Annotated in this window: 17 protein-coding genes; 6 read left to right on the top strand and 11 right to left on the bottom strand. The window is 67.5% G+C overall.

The features are described 5' to 3' along the window. Nucleotides 1–73: 73 nt before the first annotated feature. The 4 genes from BMZ21_RS13525 to BMZ21_RS13540 all read left to right on the top strand — a co-directional run bounded on the left by BMZ21_RS13525 (nt 74) and on the right by BMZ21_RS13540 (nt 4,430). Entirely contained in the window at nt 74–1,108 is a 1,035-nt protein-coding gene (locus BMZ21_RS13525; protein WP_167561634.1) for a GSCFA domain-containing protein, read from the top strand. 121 nt (nt 1,109–1,229) lie between these two features. Beyond that, nucleotides 1,230–1,511: a hypothetical protein gene (locus BMZ21_RS13530; RefSeq protein ID WP_091834954.1), complete on the top strand. Its 282-nt coding sequence runs from the start codon at nt 1,230–1,232 to the stop codon at nt 1,509–1,511. Nucleotides 1,512–1,639: 128 nt separating this feature from the next. Continuing rightward, entirely contained in the window at nt 1,640–3,718 is a 2,079-nt protein-coding gene (locus BMZ21_RS13535; protein WP_091836026.1) for a protein-disulfide reductase DsbD family protein, read from the top strand. 73 nt (nt 3,719–3,791) lie between these two features. Beyond that, on the top strand, nt 3,792–4,430 hold the full coding sequence (locus BMZ21_RS13540) for a redoxin domain-containing protein (protein ID WP_091834957.1): 639 nt from the start codon (nt 3,792–3,794) through the stop codon (nt 4,428–4,430). A 190-nt stretch (nt 4,431–4,620) separates the two neighbouring features. Here the strand turns inward: BMZ21_RS13540 and BMZ21_RS13545 are convergent, their stop codons facing one another. From BMZ21_RS13545 to ugpB, 5 genes are all read right to left on the bottom strand, one after another. Next, nucleotides 4,621–5,700 (bottom strand): sn-glycerol-3-phosphate import ATP-binding protein UgpC, encoded by a 1,080-nt coding sequence (locus BMZ21_RS13545; RefSeq protein ID WP_091834960.1) that lies wholly within the window; start codon nt 5,698–5,700, stop codon nt 4,621–4,623. 7 nt (nt 5,701–5,707) lie between these two features. After that, nucleotides 5,708–6,556: a sn-glycerol-3-phosphate ABC transporter permease UgpE gene (gene ugpE / locus BMZ21_RS13550; protein WP_091834963.1), complete on the bottom strand. Its 849-nt coding sequence runs from the start codon at nt 6,554–6,556 to the stop codon at nt 5,708–5,710. Beyond that, entirely contained in the window at nt 6,556–7,314 is a 759-nt protein-coding gene (locus BMZ21_RS13555) for a creatininase family protein (protein WP_091834965.1), read from the bottom strand. The genes ugpE and BMZ21_RS13555 overlap by 1 nt, the downstream gene beginning before the upstream one ends. 139 nt (nt 7,315–7,453) lie before the next feature. Next, nucleotides 7,454–8,335 carry a sn-glycerol-3-phosphate ABC transporter permease UgpA gene (gene ugpA, locus BMZ21_RS13560; protein WP_091836031.1) on the bottom strand — a complete coding sequence of 294 codons (882 nt, stop codon included), beginning with the start codon at nt 8,333–8,335 and terminating at the stop codon, nt 7,454–7,456. A gap of 60 nt (nt 8,336–8,395) precedes the next feature. Further along, nucleotides 8,396–9,712, bottom strand: coding sequence for a sn-glycerol-3-phosphate ABC transporter substrate-binding protein UgpB (gene ugpB, locus BMZ21_RS13565; protein WP_091834968.1), 1,317 nt, complete (start codon nt 9,710–9,712; stop codon nt 8,396–8,398). Nucleotides 9,713–9,916: 204 nt separating this feature from the next. Between ugpB and BMZ21_RS13570 the strand changes: the two genes are divergently transcribed. Together BMZ21_RS13570 and BMZ21_RS13575 are read left to right on the top strand one after the other, a co-directional pair. After that, a complete protein-coding gene (locus tag BMZ21_RS13570) occupies nt 9,917–11,095 on the top strand; it encodes a fumarylacetoacetate hydrolase family protein (RefSeq protein ID WP_091834971.1) in 1,179 nt (392 codons plus the stop codon). Further along, the gene (locus BMZ21_RS13575) at nt 11,092–12,123 is read left to right on the top strand and encodes a proline racemase family protein (protein WP_244543837.1); all 1,032 of its coding nucleotides are present in this window, start codon (nt 11,092–11,094) and stop codon (nt 12,121–12,123) included. The genes BMZ21_RS13570 and BMZ21_RS13575 overlap by 4 nt, the downstream gene beginning before the upstream one ends. Nucleotide 12,124: 1 nt before the next feature. On the opposite strand, the gene thiE is transcribed toward BMZ21_RS13575, so the two are convergent. From thiE to thiO, 6 genes are read right to left on the bottom strand one after another with little or no spacing between them, the layout of a single operon-like run. Further along, on the bottom strand, nt 12,125–12,793 hold the full coding sequence (thiE, locus tag BMZ21_RS13580) for a thiamine phosphate synthase (RefSeq protein ID WP_091834974.1): 669 nt from the start codon (nt 12,791–12,793) through the stop codon (nt 12,125–12,127). 2 nt (nt 12,794–12,795) lie between these two features. After that, nucleotides 12,796–13,557, bottom strand: a complete 762-nt coding sequence (locus BMZ21_RS13585; protein ID WP_091834977.1) for a hydroxyethylthiazole kinase — start codon at nt 13,555–13,557, stop codon at nt 12,796–12,798. Between the two features lie 39 nt (nt 13,558–13,596). Continuing rightward, a complete protein-coding gene (locus BMZ21_RS13590) occupies nt 13,597–14,568 on the bottom strand; it encodes a HesA/MoeB/ThiF family protein (protein WP_091834980.1) in 972 nt (323 codons plus the stop codon). 14 nt (nt 14,569–14,582) lie between these two features. After that, nucleotides 14,583–15,353, bottom strand: a complete 771-nt coding sequence (locus BMZ21_RS13595; RefSeq protein ID WP_091834984.1) for a thiazole synthase — start codon at nt 15,351–15,353, stop codon at nt 14,583–14,585. A gap of 4 nt (nt 15,354–15,357) precedes the next feature. After that, entirely contained in the window at nt 15,358–15,555 is a 198-nt protein-coding gene (gene thiS, locus BMZ21_RS13600) for a sulfur carrier protein ThiS (protein WP_091834987.1), read from the bottom strand. Next, complete coding sequence (gene thiO, locus BMZ21_RS13605) at nt 15,524–16,525, bottom strand: glycine oxidase ThiO (RefSeq protein ID WP_091834990.1); 1,002 nt, start codon at nt 16,523–16,525, stop codon at nt 15,524–15,526. Before thiO ends, thiS begins: the two co-directional genes overlap by 32 nt. Between the last annotated feature and the right edge of the window lie 3 nt (nt 16,526–16,528).

Genomic DNA, 16,528 nt, shown 5'->3' on the forward strand with positions numbered 1-16,528 from the left:
GCCCGGTGCTTACGAGACTGACCGAAGTCCGCAGCGTCGAGCCGAGAGGTTTGCACGAACCAGGAGACGATCGATGAAGATCGAATACGATGCCGGCACGGCCCTTACCATCATGCGCGGCAATCCAGTGCGCGGCTGGACCTCGGGCAAGCCCGAGAAGATGGCCAAGGAGCGGTTGACCACCGGCAACTACCTCGCCGTCCAGCACAAGCCGAAATTCAAGATCGACCCGGACTGGCCGATCTTCACCATGGGCTCCTGCTTCGCGCGCGAAGTCGAGAACATCCTGATGACGCGCGGCCTGCCTCTGCTGCTGCGCGGCCACGGCGTGCCGGCCGAGCATTTCGAGAGCTGGGACGAGGCGACCGGCCGCGGCGGCGGCGCCGATCGCGGCCAGCTCAGCCGCGGGGCGCTCAACAAGTACTCGGTCCGCTCGATGACGCATGAGCTCAAGCGCGTGCTGCGCGGCGAGAGCTACCCCGATGACGGGCTGATCGAGCTTGCGCCAGGACAATGGTTCGACCCGCATGCCAGCGGCCTCAGGCTGCTCGACCGCGAGACCGCCTTTGCCAATCGCAGGCGCCTCACCGAGGCGACGGCGACGATCAAGCAGGCCAAGATCTGCTTCTTCACGCTCGGCCTGACCGAGACCTGGCTCGATGCGCATACAGGTATCGCGATGAACGCCCATCCCGGGCCGAGCTGGCTGCAGCGCATGCCGGAGCGCTTTCGCTTCGTCGACTACGGCTATGATGCGACATTGGCCGACATGCTCGACATCATCGGCCTGATCCGCGAGCACTGTAACCCGGAGATGCGCTTCGTCGTCACCGTCTCGCCGGTGCCGTTCGGCGCGACCTTCAAGGACGCCGACGTGATCGTCGCCAACAGCGCCTCGAAATCGTTGCTGCGGGCCGTCGCCGAGGAGTTGTTCCGGCGCTTCGACTATATCGACTACTTCCCGAGCTACGAGATCGTACTCAATTCGCCGCGGGCGATTGCCTTCGAGGACGACCAGCTGCACATCGCCCGCGAAATGGTGGCGCATGTGATGACGACCTTCCAGGGCGCCTATCTGCCGCCGGTCGAGCAGCCGCAGGCGGCCTGACCATAAGCCGGTCGCCCCGAGCGGCCTGCCATGCCAAGATGCGCCGGGCGCCGACGAACGGCCCCCGGCGCAGGCTTGTCCGGTGGCCGTCCGACCGCCCGATCAGAATCGGGAGGACGAGATGAACGTCGCCAATCTCCAGCTCGAAGGCATGCTGCTGGCCCTCACCGCCGTGCTGCGCTCGCTGGTCAATTCCGGCGCCCTGAGCGAAGCCGAGCTCAAGGCCGCGCTGGCGCAGGCCGAGCAGACCGGGCTCGGCGACCGACAACGGTGCGACCAGCTCAGCCCGAGCCAGCGCGACTCGCTCGCCTTCGCCGCCCGCTTCCTCTCGATCGCGACCCGGCCCGACAGCGGCATGCGTCCCTTCTCGGATGTTGCGCGCGAGGTCGGGCGCACCACCTGACCCTGCGACCTCGCGCCGCCCTCACCCGCTTGTCATTGGCTTTTCGCGGCATAAGCGGGCATCTGATCGGGATGATCGCGACGAGCCTCCCGCGCCGGACCGCTTTCCGGCTTTTGCAGCGCGCCTCCATGGCGCTGGCTCTGCTCGCGCCTGTGCCTGTGATCGCCGCCGAATCAACGCCCGTGACCTCGGCGCGCGTCACCGCGACGCTGCTGTCGAGCCGCGATGCCGTCGCGCCCGGCGAACGCTTCCAGGTCGCCCTCACCCAGAAACTTGCGCCGGGCTGGCACAGCTACTGGCAGAACCCCGGCGATTCCGGCGAGGCGACGCGGATCGAATGGACGCTGCCGGAAGGCGTGAGCGCCGGCGCGATCCAGTGGCCGGCGCCCAAGGCGATCCGGGTCGAGCCGCTGGTCAATTTCGGATTCGAGGACCATGTCCTGTTGCCGGTCGAGATCTCGGTCCCGGCAAGCGCCAAGCCGGGCGAGACGCTGACGCTCTCGGCCAAGGCGACCTGGCTGGTCTGCGAGAAGATCTGCATTCCCGAAGACGGCGCCTTCACGCTCGACTTGCCGATCGCGCCGGCCGGCATTGTCGACACCGCGGCGGAAGCGCGGATCGATCAGGCCCGCGCCGCCCTGCCGAAACCGGCTGGATTCCCCGCCAAGCTGACGGCGCAGGGCGAAGACAAGCTTGCACTCACCCTGCCCGGCCTGCCCGCAGGCGCCAGCGATGTCCGTTTCTTTCCGGTCTTGGACACGCTGATCGAGCATGCGGCCGAGCAGCCGCTCGCCAACGGCGCGCTTACCCTCACTCGCTCGACCGCCTTCAAGATCGGCACGCCGACGACCGATGGCGTCGTCACCTTCGACGACAGCGGCGTGAAGCGCGCTCTCGCGCTGAATGCCGAGGTCGAGCCAGCCTTGTTGCAGGCTGCGGCGGCGCCGGCGCAAGCGCCGGCGAAGGTCGTGCTGCCGCCGCCTCCGGCCGAGGACCTGACGCTCCTTCTGGCGCTGGCCTTCGCCTTCGCCGGCGGCCTGATCCTCAACCTGATGCCCTGCGTTTTGCCTGTGCTGTTCATCAAGGCGCTCGGCTTCGCCCAGGTGGCGCAGGCGAGCCGCGGCGAGGTCCGCCGGCACGGCCTGCTCTTCCTTGCCGGCGTGCTCGCGACCTTCTTCGCGCTCGCCTCGGCGGTGATCGCGCTCGGCGCCGGCTGGGGCTTCCAGTTGCAATCGCCGCCGCTCGTCATCCTGCTCGCCGTGCTGATGACGCTGATCGGCTTCAACCTGATCGGCGCCTTCGAGATCGGCGGCAGGCTGCAGGGTGTCGGCGACGGGCTCGCCAGCCGCAGCGGCCCGGTCGGCGCCTTCATGACCGGCGCGCTCGCCGTCGTCGTCGCGACGCCCTGCACCGCCCCGTTCATGGGCGCTGCGATGGGCTATGCGCTGACGCAGCCGCCGGCCGCGGCGCTGTCGATCTTCATGGCGCTGGCGCTCGGCTTCGCAGCGCCCGTCGTCGCCCTCTCTTTCGCGCCCGGGCTGCTGCGGCTGCTGCCCAAGCCGGGCCGCTGGATGATCGTGCTGAAGCAGGCCTTCGCCTTCCCGATGTTCGCCACCGCGATCTGGCTCACCTGGGTCGCGACCATGCAGGCCGGTGCCGATGGCGCGCTCGCCGCGCTCGTCGCGATCCTGGTCGCCGGCTTCGCGCTCTGGCTGGTCGGCGTCACCCGCGGCAGCGGCCGGGCCTTGCGCGCGGTCGCGGCTGCGGTGGCCGTCCTGCTCGTCGGCGCGACCTCGGCCTTCGTCATCGAAAGCGCGACGCCTTCGGCCCAGCCGACAGTCCAGGCTGGTACCGATGGCCCCGGAGTCTGGTCGCCGGCGCGGGTCGCGGACCTGCAGGCGCAAGGCAAGCCGGTCTTCGTCAACTTCACCGCCGCCTGGTGCATCACCTGCCTCGCCAATGACAGGGTCGCTCTGTCGCGGCAGGAGGTGAAGGACGCCTTCGCCAAGCTCGGCGTCGCCTATCTCAAGGCCGACTGGACCAATCGTGACGCGACGATCGCCGCGACACTGACGGAGTACGGCCGCGCCGGCGTGCCGCTCTATCTGTTCTATCCGGGAACGAAGGGCGCGCAGGCCGAGGTGCTGCCGCAATTGCTGACGCCCGAGACCGTGGTCAGCGCCGCCCAGCGCGCCGCCGGCAAATAGGTGAAGACCGCCACCGCACGATAACAGAGCACTGCCCACGCCAACCCTCTGCCACCGAAGAATGGAGACAGACATGACAGACGTGACCAGACAGCTTTTCCTCGCCGGCCTCGCCGCCACCGCACTGACGCTCGCCTCCGGCGCCGCCTTCGCCCAGAGCGCGGCGAAACCCGGTGCCAAGGCGCCCGACTTCTCGGTCGTCGATGTCGACGGCAAGCTGCAGAAGCTGTCGGACTATGCCGGCAAGACGGTGATCCTCGAATGGACCAACCATGACTGCCCCTATGTCCGGAAGCACTACAACAGCGCGACGATGCAGACGCTGCAGAAGGACATGGCCAAGGACGGCATCGTCTGGCTCTCGGTGATTTCCTCGCCCGCCGGCGAGCAGGGTCACGTCGACGCGGCCAAGGCCAAGGAACTCACGAAGACGCGCGACGCCGCCCCCGCCTCGATCCTGCTCGACCCGAAGAGCCAGCTCGCCCGCGCCTATGGCGCCCAGACGACGCCGCACATGTACATCATCGATCCCAAGGGGACGCTCGCCTATGCCGGAGCGATCGACGACAAGCCCTCGTCGAGCGCCTCCAGCCTCGACGGCGCCAAGAGCTATGTCCGCCAGGCGGTGGCCGAGCTCAAGGCCGGCAAGGCGGTCTCGGAGCCGGCGACCAAGGCCTATGGCTGCGTGGTGAAATACGCACCGGTGAGCTGAATCGTCTCACGAAGACAGCCAAAAAGGGGCGCTGGGAACCCTTCTCCCGTGTGGGAGAAGGGCATGGATGAGAGCCTGCCCTAACCGATCGACGTCGCAGGGGCGCCGTAGCACCCCAGTTATCAGCGGCGGTCCCTCACCCCTGCCCTCTCCCATCCGGGAGAGGGGTTCTACGTTACGGCTCCCGCGCTCAAACCTTCCCCAGCCGAACCCCGCTTTCGGCATCGAAGACGTGGACCTTGTCGGGATCGACCGAGATCCAGAGCCGCCCGGGCTGCGCCGTAACCTCGCCGGTCGCCGCCTGCATGACGAAGGGCTTGCCCGCAAGCTGGCCATGGAACAGCTGGGTCGCGCCGAGCTCCTCGATGAACTCGACGTCGAAGGGCAGCGAGCCGGCAGCCCCCTCCGAAGCGATCTCGATGTCCTCGGGCCGCAAGCCGACCTCGACAGCCGTGCCGACGGCCAGGTCCTCGCGCAGATCGCGCGCCTGCAGCAGGGCATCGCCGAGCGCGATGATGCCGTGCCCGTCGACCTTGGCCGGCAGCAGGTTCATCGGCGGCGAGCCGATGAAGGTGGCGACGAAACGGCTCGCCGGCTTGCGATAGACCTCGGCCGGCACGCCGATCTGCTCGACCTGGCCGCCATTCATCACCACCAGCTTGTCGGAGAGCGTCATCGCCTCGACCTGGTCGTGGGTGACGTAGATCGCGGTGACGCCGAGCGCGCGCTGCAGCTTCTTGATCTCGACGCGCATCTGCACGCGCAGTTTGGCGTCGAGATTGGAGAGCGGCTCGTCGAACAGGAAGACCTGCGGCTTGCGCACGATGGCGCGGCCCATGGCGACGCGCTGGCGCTGGCCGCCGGAGAGCTGGCGCGGGCGGCGCTGCAGGAAGGGCTCGATGGCGAGGATGCGCGCGGCCTCGGCGACGCGCTTCTCGATCTCGTCCTTGGGCGTGCCGCGATTGCGCAGGCCATAGGCCATGTTGTCGTAGACGCTCATATGCGGATAGAGCGCGTAGTTCTGGAAGACCATGGCGATGTCGCGGTCGGCCGGCTCGATCTGGTTGACGACGCGGCTGCCGATCGCGACCTCGCCGGCCGAGATCGTCTCCAGCCCGGCGACCATGCGCAGCAAGGTCGACTTGCCGCAGCCGGAGGGACCGACCAGGACGCAGAAGCCGCCATCGGGGATGTCGAAGGAGACGCCCTTCACCGCCTCGACGCCGCCGGCATAGATCTTCTTGACGTTGTTGAGCGTGACCTGAGCCATTGGCGGGCTACTTCTCTGTCTCGACGAGGCCCTTCACGAAGAGCCTCTGCATGGCGATGACGACGAGGACCGGGGGCAGCATGGCGAGCATGGCGGTGGCCATGGCGAGCTGCCATTCGGTCAGGGCGTCGGAGGTGGTGATCATCTTGCGGATGCCGATCACGATGGTCTGCATCGAGTCCTTGGTCGTGATCAGCAGCGGCCAGAGATACTGGTTCCAGCCATAGATGAACTGGATGACGAACAGCGCCGCGATCGTCGTCAGCGAGAGCGGCAGCACCGTGTCCTTGAAGAACTTGAACGGGCCGGCGCCGTCGATCTTCGAGGCCTCGAGCAACTCGTCGGGGATGGTCATGAAGAACTGCCGGAACAGCAATGTGCCCGTCGCCGAGGCGATCAGCGGCACGGCCAGGCCCTGATAGCTGTCGAGCATGCCGAGATCGGAGACGACCTTGAAGGTCGGGAAGATGCGGACCTCGACCGGGAGCATCAGGGTGACGAAGATGATCCAGAACGCCGCCATCCGGAACGGGAAGCGGTAATAGACGATGGCGTAGGCCGAGAGCACCGAGATAAAGATCTTGCCCAGCGCGATCGTCATCGCCATCACGAAGGAGTTGAACATCATGCTCGCCACCGGCTCGCGGGTCGAGCCCGAGGTGCCGACGAAGAGGATGCGGTAGTAGTTCTCGAAGAAATGCGGGCCCGGATAGAGCGGCAACTGCCCGTTGATGATGGTGGCGTTGTCCCAGGTCGAGGCAACGAAGGTCAGCCAGACCGGAAAGGCGCAGATGAGCACGCCGATCGTCAGGATGATGTAGGCGATCGCATCGCCCAGGCGGCGGTCCTCGACCATCAGCCATGTCCTCCGCGGTCACTCAGGAGCTTCGCCAGCGCATCCGCCGAAGCGTCGAGGAAGGCCTGCCCCTTTGCCGCAGTGGCCCTGCGGGCATCGCCGATCACACCGGTATCCGTCATCTCGCGGAAGGGCTTGTACTGGCCGACGGTCGGGCGGGTCAGCGCCGTCAGGTCGGCATCGAGCATGCCGTAGGCATCCGGCAGCCGTTCCTGCCTGACTGTCTCCGGCGCCAGCACCATCATCATCGAGGTCTCGACCTCGCAGGCGTGCAGCACGCTGACCTGATCGTCCATGACGGGCGCCATCGCCTCCTGCGCCAGCAGGAAATACGTGGTGGCACGGATCGACAGCGAGGTCTCGCGGGCAAAGTCCGGCAGGAAGGCGCCGAGCGCGGCGATGTTGCCGCCATGGCCGTTGACGATGACGACGCGGTGGAAGCCGTGGCGCTCCAGGCTCTTCAGCAGAGCGAGCAGGACGGCGCGATAGGTCGGGATGTCGAAGGTGAAGGTGCCGCCGAAGGCCATGTGATGCTCGGCCATGCCGCACCACAGGGTCGGTGCGACGACGACCTCGACATCTCCCGCCCGCTCGGCTGCGAGCTTGCAGACGCCGCCGCACAGGATGGTGTCGACGCCGACCGGCAGATGCGGGCCATGCTGCTCCATCGAGGCGACCGGCAGCACGACGACGGCATCCCTGGCCGCCTTCTCGCGCAATTCCTCGGCGGTGAGCTCCTGCCAGAGTACCGAGGCCATCAGAGCGAGCCTCCGCTCGTCCAGCCGTCATGCTCGCCCTTGTGGCGAGCATCCACGTCTTGGACGCAGCCTTGACCGAGGGAAGACGTGGATGGTCGGGACAAGCCCGACCATGACGGAAGGATGAGCACCGAGGCCATCAGTAGTTCACCTTCCGCTCGATGAAGCGGAACTGGAAGGCGGTCATGGCGATGACCATGGCGAGCAGGATCACCGATTGCGCCGCCGAGCCGCCGAGATTGGTACCGCCCTTGCCGTCGGAATAGACCTTGTAGACCAACGTCTCGGTCGCGCCCGAGGGGCCGCCGCCGCTGACCGTGTCGATGATGCCGAAGGTGTCGAAGAAGACGTAGACGAGGTTGACGACCAGCAGGAAGAAGGTCGTCGGCGAGAGCAGCGGGAAGACGATGGTCCAGAAGCGCCGCATCGGCCGGGCGCCGTCGATCACCGCCGCCTCGATCACGCTTTTGGGGATCGACTGCAGGCCGGCGAGGAAGAACAGGAAGTTGTAGGAAATCTGCTTCCAGGTCGCGGCGAGGATGACCAGCGTCATCGCGTCATTGCCGTTGAGGCGCGGATTCCAGGCGACGCCCAGCGATTGCAGACCGCGGGCGAGCATGCCGAGGGAGGGATCGAACATGAAGATCCAGAGCACGCCGGCAATGGCGGGCGCGACGGCATAGGGCCAGATCAGCAGGGTCTTGTAGATCTCGGCGCCGCGGATGGCCCGATCAGCCATCACCGCGAAGAGCAGCGCCAGCGAGAGCGAGAGCAGCGCGACGAAGACCGAGAAGATGCCGGTGTTGATCAGCGCCTTGTAGTATTCGGGCTTGGCGAACAGGTCGCGATAGTTCTCGAACCAGACAAATTCGGTCGAGATGCCGAAGGCATCCTGCAGCAGGAAGCTCTGCCAGACCGCCTGGCTCGCCGGCCAGTAGAAGAAGACGACCGTGATCGCGAGCTGCGGTAGGAGGAGCAGCAGCGGGATCGTCAGCCCCTTGAAGTGAGCGTATTTCTGCATCGGCCAGCCCGGCGGCAAGGAAGGCCGGGACAAGCGCCCCGGCCTTCGATCAGTCTTGTCTTACTTGGCGGTGCGCTCGAACTGGCGCAGCGCCTGGTTGCCACGCTCATTGGCCGCGTCGAGCGCCGCCTTCGGCGTCTTCTGGCCGTTCAGGGCCGCCTCGATCTCCTCCGACCAGATGTCGCGGATCTGGACCAGGCCGCCGAAGCGGACGCCGCGGGAGTTCTCGGTCGGCTCCTTGTTGTTGAGCTCGAGCAGCGGGGTCTCGAGATAGGGGTTCTGCTTGTAGAAGCCCGATGCCTTGACCTTCTCATAGGCCGCCTTGGTGATCGGCAGATAGCCCGACTCGGTGTGCAGCTTCACCTGACGGTCGACGTCGGAGAGGAAGGTGAAGAATTTGGCGACGCCCTTGTACTCGTCGGCCTTTTTGCCGCCCATGACCCAGAGCGAAGCGCCGCCGATGATCGAATTCTGCGGCGCGCCGGCGACATCCGGATAGTACGGCATCGGCGCGTTCGACCAGTCGAACTTGGCGTTGGCCTTGACGTTGCCGAAGAAGGCCGAGGAGGTCAGGAAGAGCGGGCATTCGCCCGAGGTGAAGCGGCCCTCGCCGGTGTTGGTACGGCCGGAATAGGAGAACACGCCTTCCTTCTGCAGGTTGGCGAGATTGGTCAGATGCTTGACGAAGAGGTCGCTGTTGATGCGGAACTCGGTGTCGAAGCCGTCGAAGCCGTTGGCCTTGGTACCGACAGGCACGTTGTGCCAGGCGCCAAGCTGCTCGATATTGGCCCAGGTCGTCCAGGCCGTGGAAATGCCGCACTTGTCCCAGCCGGCGGCCTTCAACTTCCTGGCGGCTTCGAACGCTTCCGGCCATGTCTTCGGCGGCGTTTCCGGCAGGCCGGCCTTCTTCAGCGCGTCCTTGTTGTACCACATCACCATCGAGGACGAGTTGAACGGGAAGGAGAGCATCTCGCCCTTCGTCGTCGAATAGTAGCCGGTGATCGCCGGCAGATAGCTCTTGGGATCGAACGTCTCGCCGGCGTCCTTCATCACGTCGGCGACCGGCTTGATCGCGCCCTTGGCCGACATCATCGTCGCGGTGCCGACTTCGAAGACCTGCATGATGTGCGGGGCATTGCCGGCACGGAAGGCGGCGATGCCGGCGTTCAGGGTGTCGGGATAAGAACCCTTGTAGGCGACGACAACCTTGTAGTCCTTCTGCGAGGCGTTGAACTCCTCGGCCAGCTTGACGACGACGTCGTTGTTGGCGCCGGTCATGGCGTGCCACCACTGGATTTCGGTCTGCGCCAAAGCCGGCGAAGCGGCGGCCAGCGCGAATGCGCCAACGGCGGTCAGGGTCTTGAATTTGAAGGTCATGATCAGCTCCCTCTCAGCCCCCGATACGCGCGGGCGTTCTTGTCGTTGGTGCGCAAGCTAGCATGAAGCCGGGGCGACAGTTCAATGACAAAACGATGACATTTCCGCCTCGCTGTGGACGCGCATCCGCGCACTTGCGATTTCCCGCGGAAGCGGCTGTTCTTCGCAGCCCGTCCTGTACACTGCACACAAGCTGGATCAGCCATGCCCTCGCTCTCGCTCACGCCCGCCAACACCCTGCCGGCCGATGCCGACCGCGCCGCTCTGGCCGGGCGTGTCTGGCGCCCGGATCTTGCCGGGCCGTCGGTTGTCAAGCTGCAGGGCAGCGAGGTGGTCGACGTCACCGCCACCTTCCCGACCATGCGCGATCTCTGCGAGACCGCCGATCCGGCAGTAGCGCTGCGCGCCGCTGATGGCGAGAGCCTCGGCTCGCTCGCCGATCTCCTCGCCAACAGCTCGGCCGCCAGCCGCGATGACGGCAAGGCCTGGCTGCTCGCTCCGGTCGACCTGCAGGCGGTCAAGGCGGCCGGCGTCACCTTCGCCGTCTCGATGCTGGAGCGCGTCATCGAAGAGAAGGCGCGCGGCAATCCCGCAGCGGCTGCCGCGATCCGCACCGAGATCGGCAAGCTGATCGGCGACGACCTTTCAAAGCTCAAGCCCGGCTCCCCGGAGGCTATGAAGCTGAAGGAGGTGTTGATCGCCCAGAACAGCTGGAGCCAGTATCTCGAGGTCGGCATCGGGCCGGATGCCGAGATCTTCACCAAGGCGCCGCCGATGTCTGCGGTCGGCACCGGCGCCGACGCCGGCCTGCACCCAGCCTCGAGCTGGAACAATCCCGAGCCCGAGATCGTGCTGGTCGTCGCCTCGGATGGTCGCATCGTCGGCGCCAGCCTCGGCAACGACGTCAACCTGCGCGATGTCGAGGGCCGCTCGGCCCTGCTGCTCGGCAAGGCCAAGGACAACAACGCCGCCGCCGCGATCGGCCCGTTCATCCGCTTCTTCGACGGCGATTTCTCGCTCGACCATGTCCGCAAGACGACGGTGAGCCTGACCGTCGCGGGCGAGGACGGCTTCACGCTGGAAGGCTCGTCCTCGATCGCCAGGATCAGCCGCGACCCGGCCGATCTCGCCGCGCAGATGATCGGCCCGCACCACCAGTATCCGGACGGGGCGGTGCTCTATCTCGGCACCATGTTCGCGCCGATCAAAGATCGCGATGCGCCGGGCGGCGGCTTCACCCACAAATACGGCGACGTCGTCACGATCTCGGCGCCCGAGCTCGGCGCGCTCGTCAACCGCATGCGGCGCACCGACGAATGCGAGCCCTGGCGCTTCGGCACCTCGCATCTGATGCGCAACCTGGCGAAGCGCGGGCTGCTGTGACGCGCCTGAGCTATATCGACTACCACACCTGCGGCGAGCCGGTGCGCATCGTCACCAGTGGCTACCCTGCGCTCACCGGCGCCGGCATCCTCGACAAGCGCCGGCAGGCGCGCGAGCAACATGACCATCTTCGCCGCGCGATGATGCTGGAGCCGCGCGGGCATGACGGCATGTATGGCGTCATCCCGATCGCGGCGAGCCATCCGGACGCGGCTTTCGGCGTGCTGTTCACGCATAACGAGGGCTATTCGACCATGTGCGGCCACGCGACCATCGCGCTCGGCCGCTATGCGATCGAACAGGGACTTGTGAAGGCGAGCGAGCCGGTCACCCGTTTCGCCATCGAGGCGCCCTGCGGGCTGGTGCGCCTAGCCTGCGAGGTCAAGGGCAGCCAAGGTAATTGGAAAGTCGGTAACGTCAGCTTCGAGAGCGTGCCGGCCTTCGTCGAGGCCCGCGACCTCGTGGTCCTCGTGCCGGGCTATGGCGATGTCGTCACCGACATTGCCTATGGCGGCGCCTATTATTGCATCCTGCCGGCCTCGCGTTTCGGGCTCGACCTGATGCAGACGCCGGTGGAGAAGATCGTCGCGGCCGCCGGCGCGCTGACCGACCAGGTCCGGGCGAGCCGCAGGATCACGCATCCGACCGAGCCCGATCTCGGCTTCCTCTATGGCACGATCGTCACCGACCAGGCCGGGCCGGGTGAGGACAGCTTCAATCTCTGCGTCTTCGCCGAGCGCCAGATCGACCGCTCGCCCACCGGATCCGGCGTCACGGCCCGGATGGCGCTGGACCATGCCAAGGAGCTGATTCCCGCCGGCCAGGGCCGCCGAATCCGCAGCATCACCGGCGGCACCTTCATCGGCAAGGTCATCGGCCCGGTCGACTTCCCGGCTGCGGGCGCGGTCACGGTCGAGGTCGGCGGCCGCGGCCATCTTTCCGGCGAAGGCAGCTTCGTCATCGAGGCGGATGACCCGCTCGGCCACGGATTTGCCCTGCCGAAGCGCTTCGCGGAGATCGTGGGCTAGATCAGGCGCTCGCGGCGCCCCGCTCCGACAGGGCGGTCTCGATCGCGAGCCGGAGGTCGCGCGCCGCCTCGCGGACGTCGTCGCCGGCGAAGAGCGCGCCGATCACCGCGACGCCATCGGCGCCCGCAGCGATCACCGAGCCGGCATTTGCGGCGGTGATGCCGGCGATGGCGCCGACTGGCAGGGCGCCGAGCACGCGCGCTGCCGCCTGGCGCAAGGCTTTGAGCCCGTCGACGCCGAGCGCCGCGCCGGCATTGTCCTTGTGCGTGGTCGCAAAGACCCCGCCGATGCAAGCATAGTCGATCTTCGCCGAGGCCAGCTCGGGCAGCTCGCTCTCATGCTTCAGCGTTGCGCCGATGATCGCGCGCGGGCCGAGCAGGCGGCGAGCGTCGACCAGCTTCATGTCGTCGGCGCCGAGATGGACGCCGTCGGCGCCGGACGCGAGCGCGACGTCGACGCGGTCGTTGATCAGCAGCGGCACATTGGTGCCGTGCAGGGCCGAGCGGATGGCGCGCGCCTCGCGCACCATTTCGCGCGTCGTCTCGGTCTTGGCGCGCAGCTGGATCAGCGTCGCGCCGCCCTCGACTGCCGCGCGCGCCATGTCTGCCATGGAGCGGCCCTTGGCGATCTGCGGATCGACGATGCCGTAGAGGGTGATATCGACGCTCATCGTCAGGTTCCCATCCGCGCAGCCAATGTCGCCGCGTCCATCGCCGCGACCGCGTCGATCAGCTCGACCTCGAAGCTGCCGGGGCCGCGGCAGCGCTCGGCGGCGATTTCGCCGGCAATGCCATAGGCGGTCAAGGCCGCCGCCGCCGCGACCGCCTTGTTCGCCTCGACCGCGCAGCAGGCTGCGATCAGCGCACCGGCGGCGCAACCGATGCCGGTGACCCTGGTCATCAGCGGATGGCCATGCGCAACGGAAAAGCTCGCCGACTCGTTCTCGATCCGGTCGACCTTGCCGGTGGTGACGCGGGTCACGCCCTTTGCGGCCTCGAGATCGACGGAGAGCGCCGCCATCTCGGTGGTGTTGCCGCGCACCAGGATGTCGGGCAGGCGCAGCACCTGCCCGGCGATGTGCCGGCGAAGCGGCGAGAGCTCGACGAAGACCGGGTCGAAGACTACAGGCTTCCCATGATCACGCGCCACTTCGAGCAGCTTGGGGATGGCGAGCTCGCTCTCCGCGTTGATCGTGCCGATATTGATCAGGATCGCGCCGGCGCCCTCCGCCATCGCCGCGACCTCGTCGACATGGATCGCCATCGAGGGGATCGCGCCGAAGGCGAGCAGCATGTTGGCGGTGAGGTTCTGCGCCACCGTGTTGGTCAGGCACTGCACGCGCGGGCGGATCTCCGCCACGCGCGTGAGAACGGAGGCGACCTCCTGCGGCTGCAGGGTTCGCGCCAGCGCGATCTCGGTGGTGTCGCTCGTCATCTTGTCTCCATCGGGCTCGCTAAGGGATATGGACAGAATCTAGCCCAGCGCCATCAGGGCAAGGTCGGTGGTGCCGCGCGCGGCGAGCCGACCGGCCGCGCGCGCCGCCCTGATACCACTGCGACAGCAGAGCACAACGCGCCGGCCCTCAGCGTCATTCAGCGACAGCCGGTCTATCTCATCGACCGTCAGCCTGATCGCATCCGGAGCGGCCGCAACCGGTGCCTCCTCGACACCGCGTAGCTCGACCACGATATCATCGGCCGACAGCTGCGAGGGCGCGATGAAGGGAAAAGAACCCGAAAGCGGCTCCGGCGCCCCGGCGAAGCAGAAGCCGCCGAAGCCCAGGCGGCGTGCGTCGAAGCTGATCACGCGACCGAGCGGTGACGGCTCCAGCCCAAGCGCCAGCAGCAAGGCCATCTGCGCCTGCAGCAGGCCGAGGGTGGCGACGGCCGGGCCGAGCACGCCTGCCGTGGCGCAATCGGCGGCGCGGGCCGGCATTTCCGGGAAGACGGCGCGATAGCTCGGCCCGCCACCGCAGAAGGCGCCGACATAGCCGGCGGTGCCGACGATCGAAGCGCTGATCAGCGGCTTGCCGGCCTCGCAGCAGGCGTCGCTCAGAACATAGGTCGCAGCGAAACTGTCGGCGGCGTCGACGACGATATCGGCACGCGCCACCAGTTCCGTGACGTTGTCGGGCGCGAGCCTGAGCGCCAGCGCTTCGACCGCTACGCCGGGATTGTATGCGGCGAGCGCGTCGCGCGCCGCCTCGACCTTCGGCCGTCCGACGTCGCCCATACGGTAGAGCGGCTGGCGGTGCAGATTGCTCTCCTCGACGCGGTCGGGATCGGCCAGCAGCAAGCGGCCGATACCGGCGCCGACGAGATAGGACGATACGGGACAGCCGAGGCCGCCTGCGCCGACGACGAGGATGCGCGTGCGCGCCAGCCGCGCCTGCCCCTCGGGGCCGATCTCCGGCATGACGATCTGGCGGGCATAGCGTTCGGTCATGACTCCCTCCCCAGTCAGCCGAGCAAGGCGCGGCCGAGCACCGGCGTGGATGGCGCAGCCATGTCGCGCGGCTCCATCGGCCCGGCTTCGAAGGCGAGGCGTCCGGCCTCGACGGCGCGGGCGAAGGCGGCTGCCATCGCGGCGGGATCGCCGGCCTTGGCCACGGCGGTGTTGAGCAGCACCGCGTCGTAGCCGAGTTCCATCGCCGCGGCCGCATGCGAGGGCAGGCCGATGCCGGCGTCGACGACGAGCGGGACATCGGGGAAATGCGCCCGCAGCGCCCTCAGGCCGTAAGGATTATTCAGGCCCTTGCCGGTGCCGATCGGCGCCCCCCAGGGCATCAGCACCCGGCAGCCGGCCTCGACCAGCCGCTCGGCCACGACGAGGTCCTCGGTCATATAGGGGAAGACCTCGAAGCCCTCGGCGCAGAGGATGCGGGCCGCCTCGACCAGTCCGAAGACATCCGGCTGGAGCGTGTCGGCCTCCCCGATCACCTCCAGCTTGATCCAGGGCGTACCAAAAACCTCGCGCGCCATCTGCGCCGTCGTCACCGCTTCCTTCACCGAGTGGCAGCCGGCGGTGTTCGGCAGAACCCTGACGCCGAGGCTGCGGATCAATGCCCAGAAATCCTGGCCGCCGCCGAGTCGGCCGGCCTCGCGGCGCAGCGAGACCGTGACAACGTCGACGCCGGCCGCTTCGACAGACTTTTGCAGCACGGCCGGCGAAGGATATTGCGCCGTGCCCAAAAAGAGGCGCGAGCGCGGGGTGAAGCCGTAGAAATCCATCGCCTCAGCCTCCCTGCATCGGCGCGAGGATCTCGAGCCGGTCACCGTCCGAGAGAATCGTCCGCGCCCGCGCACCGGTGGGCACGAAAGACTCGTTCACCGCGGTGGCGACGACCGCGTCGGCATAGCCCAACTCGGCCAATGCCTCGGCCAGAACGGAGGCGGCGACCTCACGCGTGTCGCCGTTGACGATGATGCGCATCGGGCAGCTCCCTTGATGCGAGAAGACGATCGGCCACCTGCCCGGCCAGAGCCGGCGAGAGCAGGAAGCCATGGCGGAACAGGCCGTTGACGCGTAAGGTCCGGCCATCCTCGACGATCCCCGGCAGGTTGTCGGGAAAGGCCGGGCGGACATCGGCGCGCAATTCGACGATCTCGGCCTCACCGAAGGCCGGATGCAGCGCATAGGCGGCGCTGAGCAATTCGATCGCCGAGCGGGCGCTGACGCGGCGGCGATCATCGCTCTCGATCATCGTCGCGCCGATCATGAAATGCCCGTCGGAGCGCGGCACGACATAGAGCGGAATGCGCGGATGCAGCAGCCGGACCGGGCGGCTCAGCCTGATCTCGTCGGTGCGCAGCACCAGCATCTCGCCGCGGACCCCACGCAATGCGCCCAGACGGTCGCGTGCCGTGAGGCCACGGCAATCGATGATGCGGTCGGCATCGAGTTCCGTCTCGTCTGCCTCGACGCCGTAGTGGAATGGCACGCCGGCCGCCTGCAGCGCCTCGACTAGAGCCGCCATCGCGCGGCGCGGATCGAGATGAGCCTCCTGCGCGAAGAACAGGCCCTGCCGGAAGCGGCCGGCGAGATCGGGCTCCAGCGCAGCGACGCCCTCGGCGTCGAGCCGCGCGAAACCGCTCGTCCGCGCCGCAAAGCGGGTCAGCTCGCCGGCATCGCGCGCCGGAGCGAGCACGAGCGTGCCTTGGGCGAGCGTGCCGGCATAATGGCGCGGCCACCAGTCGAGCGCCTGCCGGCCCAAAGTGACGACAGCCTCTTCGGCGCTCTCGCGCTCGCACCAGGGTGCCAGCATGCCGCCGGCTGCCCAGGAGCAGGCCTGCTCGCCGAGCGCTGCACTGCGTTCGAACACGTCGACCGCAATGCCCCGCTTGGCCAGCTCAAGCGCCGTCACGAGGCCGGCGACGCCGGCCCCGATCACAGCGACGCGCATGGT

The sequence above is a fragment of the Allobosea lupini genome, from assembly GCF_900109525.1.
Classification (GTDB): Bacteria; Pseudomonadota; Alphaproteobacteria; order Rhizobiales; family Beijerinckiaceae; genus Allobosea; species Allobosea lupini.

Excerpts from the sequence above, each read along its gene's own strand:
- ugpA (WP_091836031.1), bottom strand. The coding sequence starts at position 8,335 with ATGCAGAAATACGCTCACTTCAAGGGGCTGACGATCCCGCTGCTGCTC.
- thiS (WP_091834987.1), bottom strand. The coding sequence starts at position 15,555 with ATGCGCATCATCGTCAACGGCGACACGCGTGAGGTCGCCGCCTCCGTT.
- BMZ21_RS13570 (WP_091834971.1), top strand. The coding sequence starts at position 9,917 with ATGCCCTCGCTCTCGCTCACGCCCGCCAACACCCTGCCGGCCGATGCC.
- BMZ21_RS13585 (WP_091834977.1), bottom strand. The coding sequence starts at position 13,557 with ATGACGAGCGACACCACCGAGATCGCGCTGGCGCGAACCCTGCAGCCG.
- BMZ21_RS13555 (WP_091834965.1), bottom strand. The coding sequence starts at position 7,314 with ATGGCCTCGGTACTCTGGCAGGAGCTCACCGCCGAGGAATTGCGCGAG.
- ugpB (WP_091834968.1), bottom strand. The coding sequence starts at position 9,712 with ATGACCTTCAAATTCAAGACCCTGACCGCCGTTGGCGCATTCGCGCTG.
- ugpE (WP_091834963.1), bottom strand. The coding sequence starts at position 6,556 with ATGGTCGAGGACCGCCGCCTGGGCGATGCGATCGCCTACATCATCCTG.
- BMZ21_RS13535 (WP_091836026.1), top strand. The coding sequence starts at position 1,640 with ATGGCGCTGGCTCTGCTCGCGCCTGTGCCTGTGATCGCCGCCGAATCA.
- BMZ21_RS13540 (WP_091834957.1), top strand. The coding sequence starts at position 3,792 with ATGACAGACGTGACCAGACAGCTTTTCCTCGCCGGCCTCGCCGCCACC.
- BMZ21_RS13525 (WP_167561634.1), top strand. The coding sequence starts at position 74 with ATGAAGATCGAATACGATGCCGGCACGGCCCTTACCATCATGCGCGGC.
- BMZ21_RS13545 (WP_091834960.1), bottom strand. The coding sequence starts at position 5,700 with ATGGCTCAGGTCACGCTCAACAACGTCAAGAAGATCTATGCCGGCGGC.
- BMZ21_RS13590 (WP_091834980.1), bottom strand. The coding sequence starts at position 14,568 with ATGACCGAACGCTATGCCCGCCAGATCGTCATGCCGGAGATCGGCCCC.
- BMZ21_RS13595 (WP_091834984.1), bottom strand. The coding sequence starts at position 15,353 with ATGGATTTCTACGGCTTCACCCCGCGCTCGCGCCTCTTTTTGGGCACG.
- BMZ21_RS13530 (WP_091834954.1), top strand. The coding sequence starts at position 1,230 with ATGAACGTCGCCAATCTCCAGCTCGAAGGCATGCTGCTGGCCCTCACC.
- thiO (WP_091834990.1), bottom strand. The coding sequence starts at position 16,525 with ATGCGCGTCGCTGTGATCGGGGCCGGCGTCGCCGGCCTCGTGACGGCG.
- thiE (WP_091834974.1), bottom strand. The coding sequence starts at position 12,793 with ATGAGCGTCGATATCACCCTCTACGGCATCGTCGATCCGCAGATCGCC.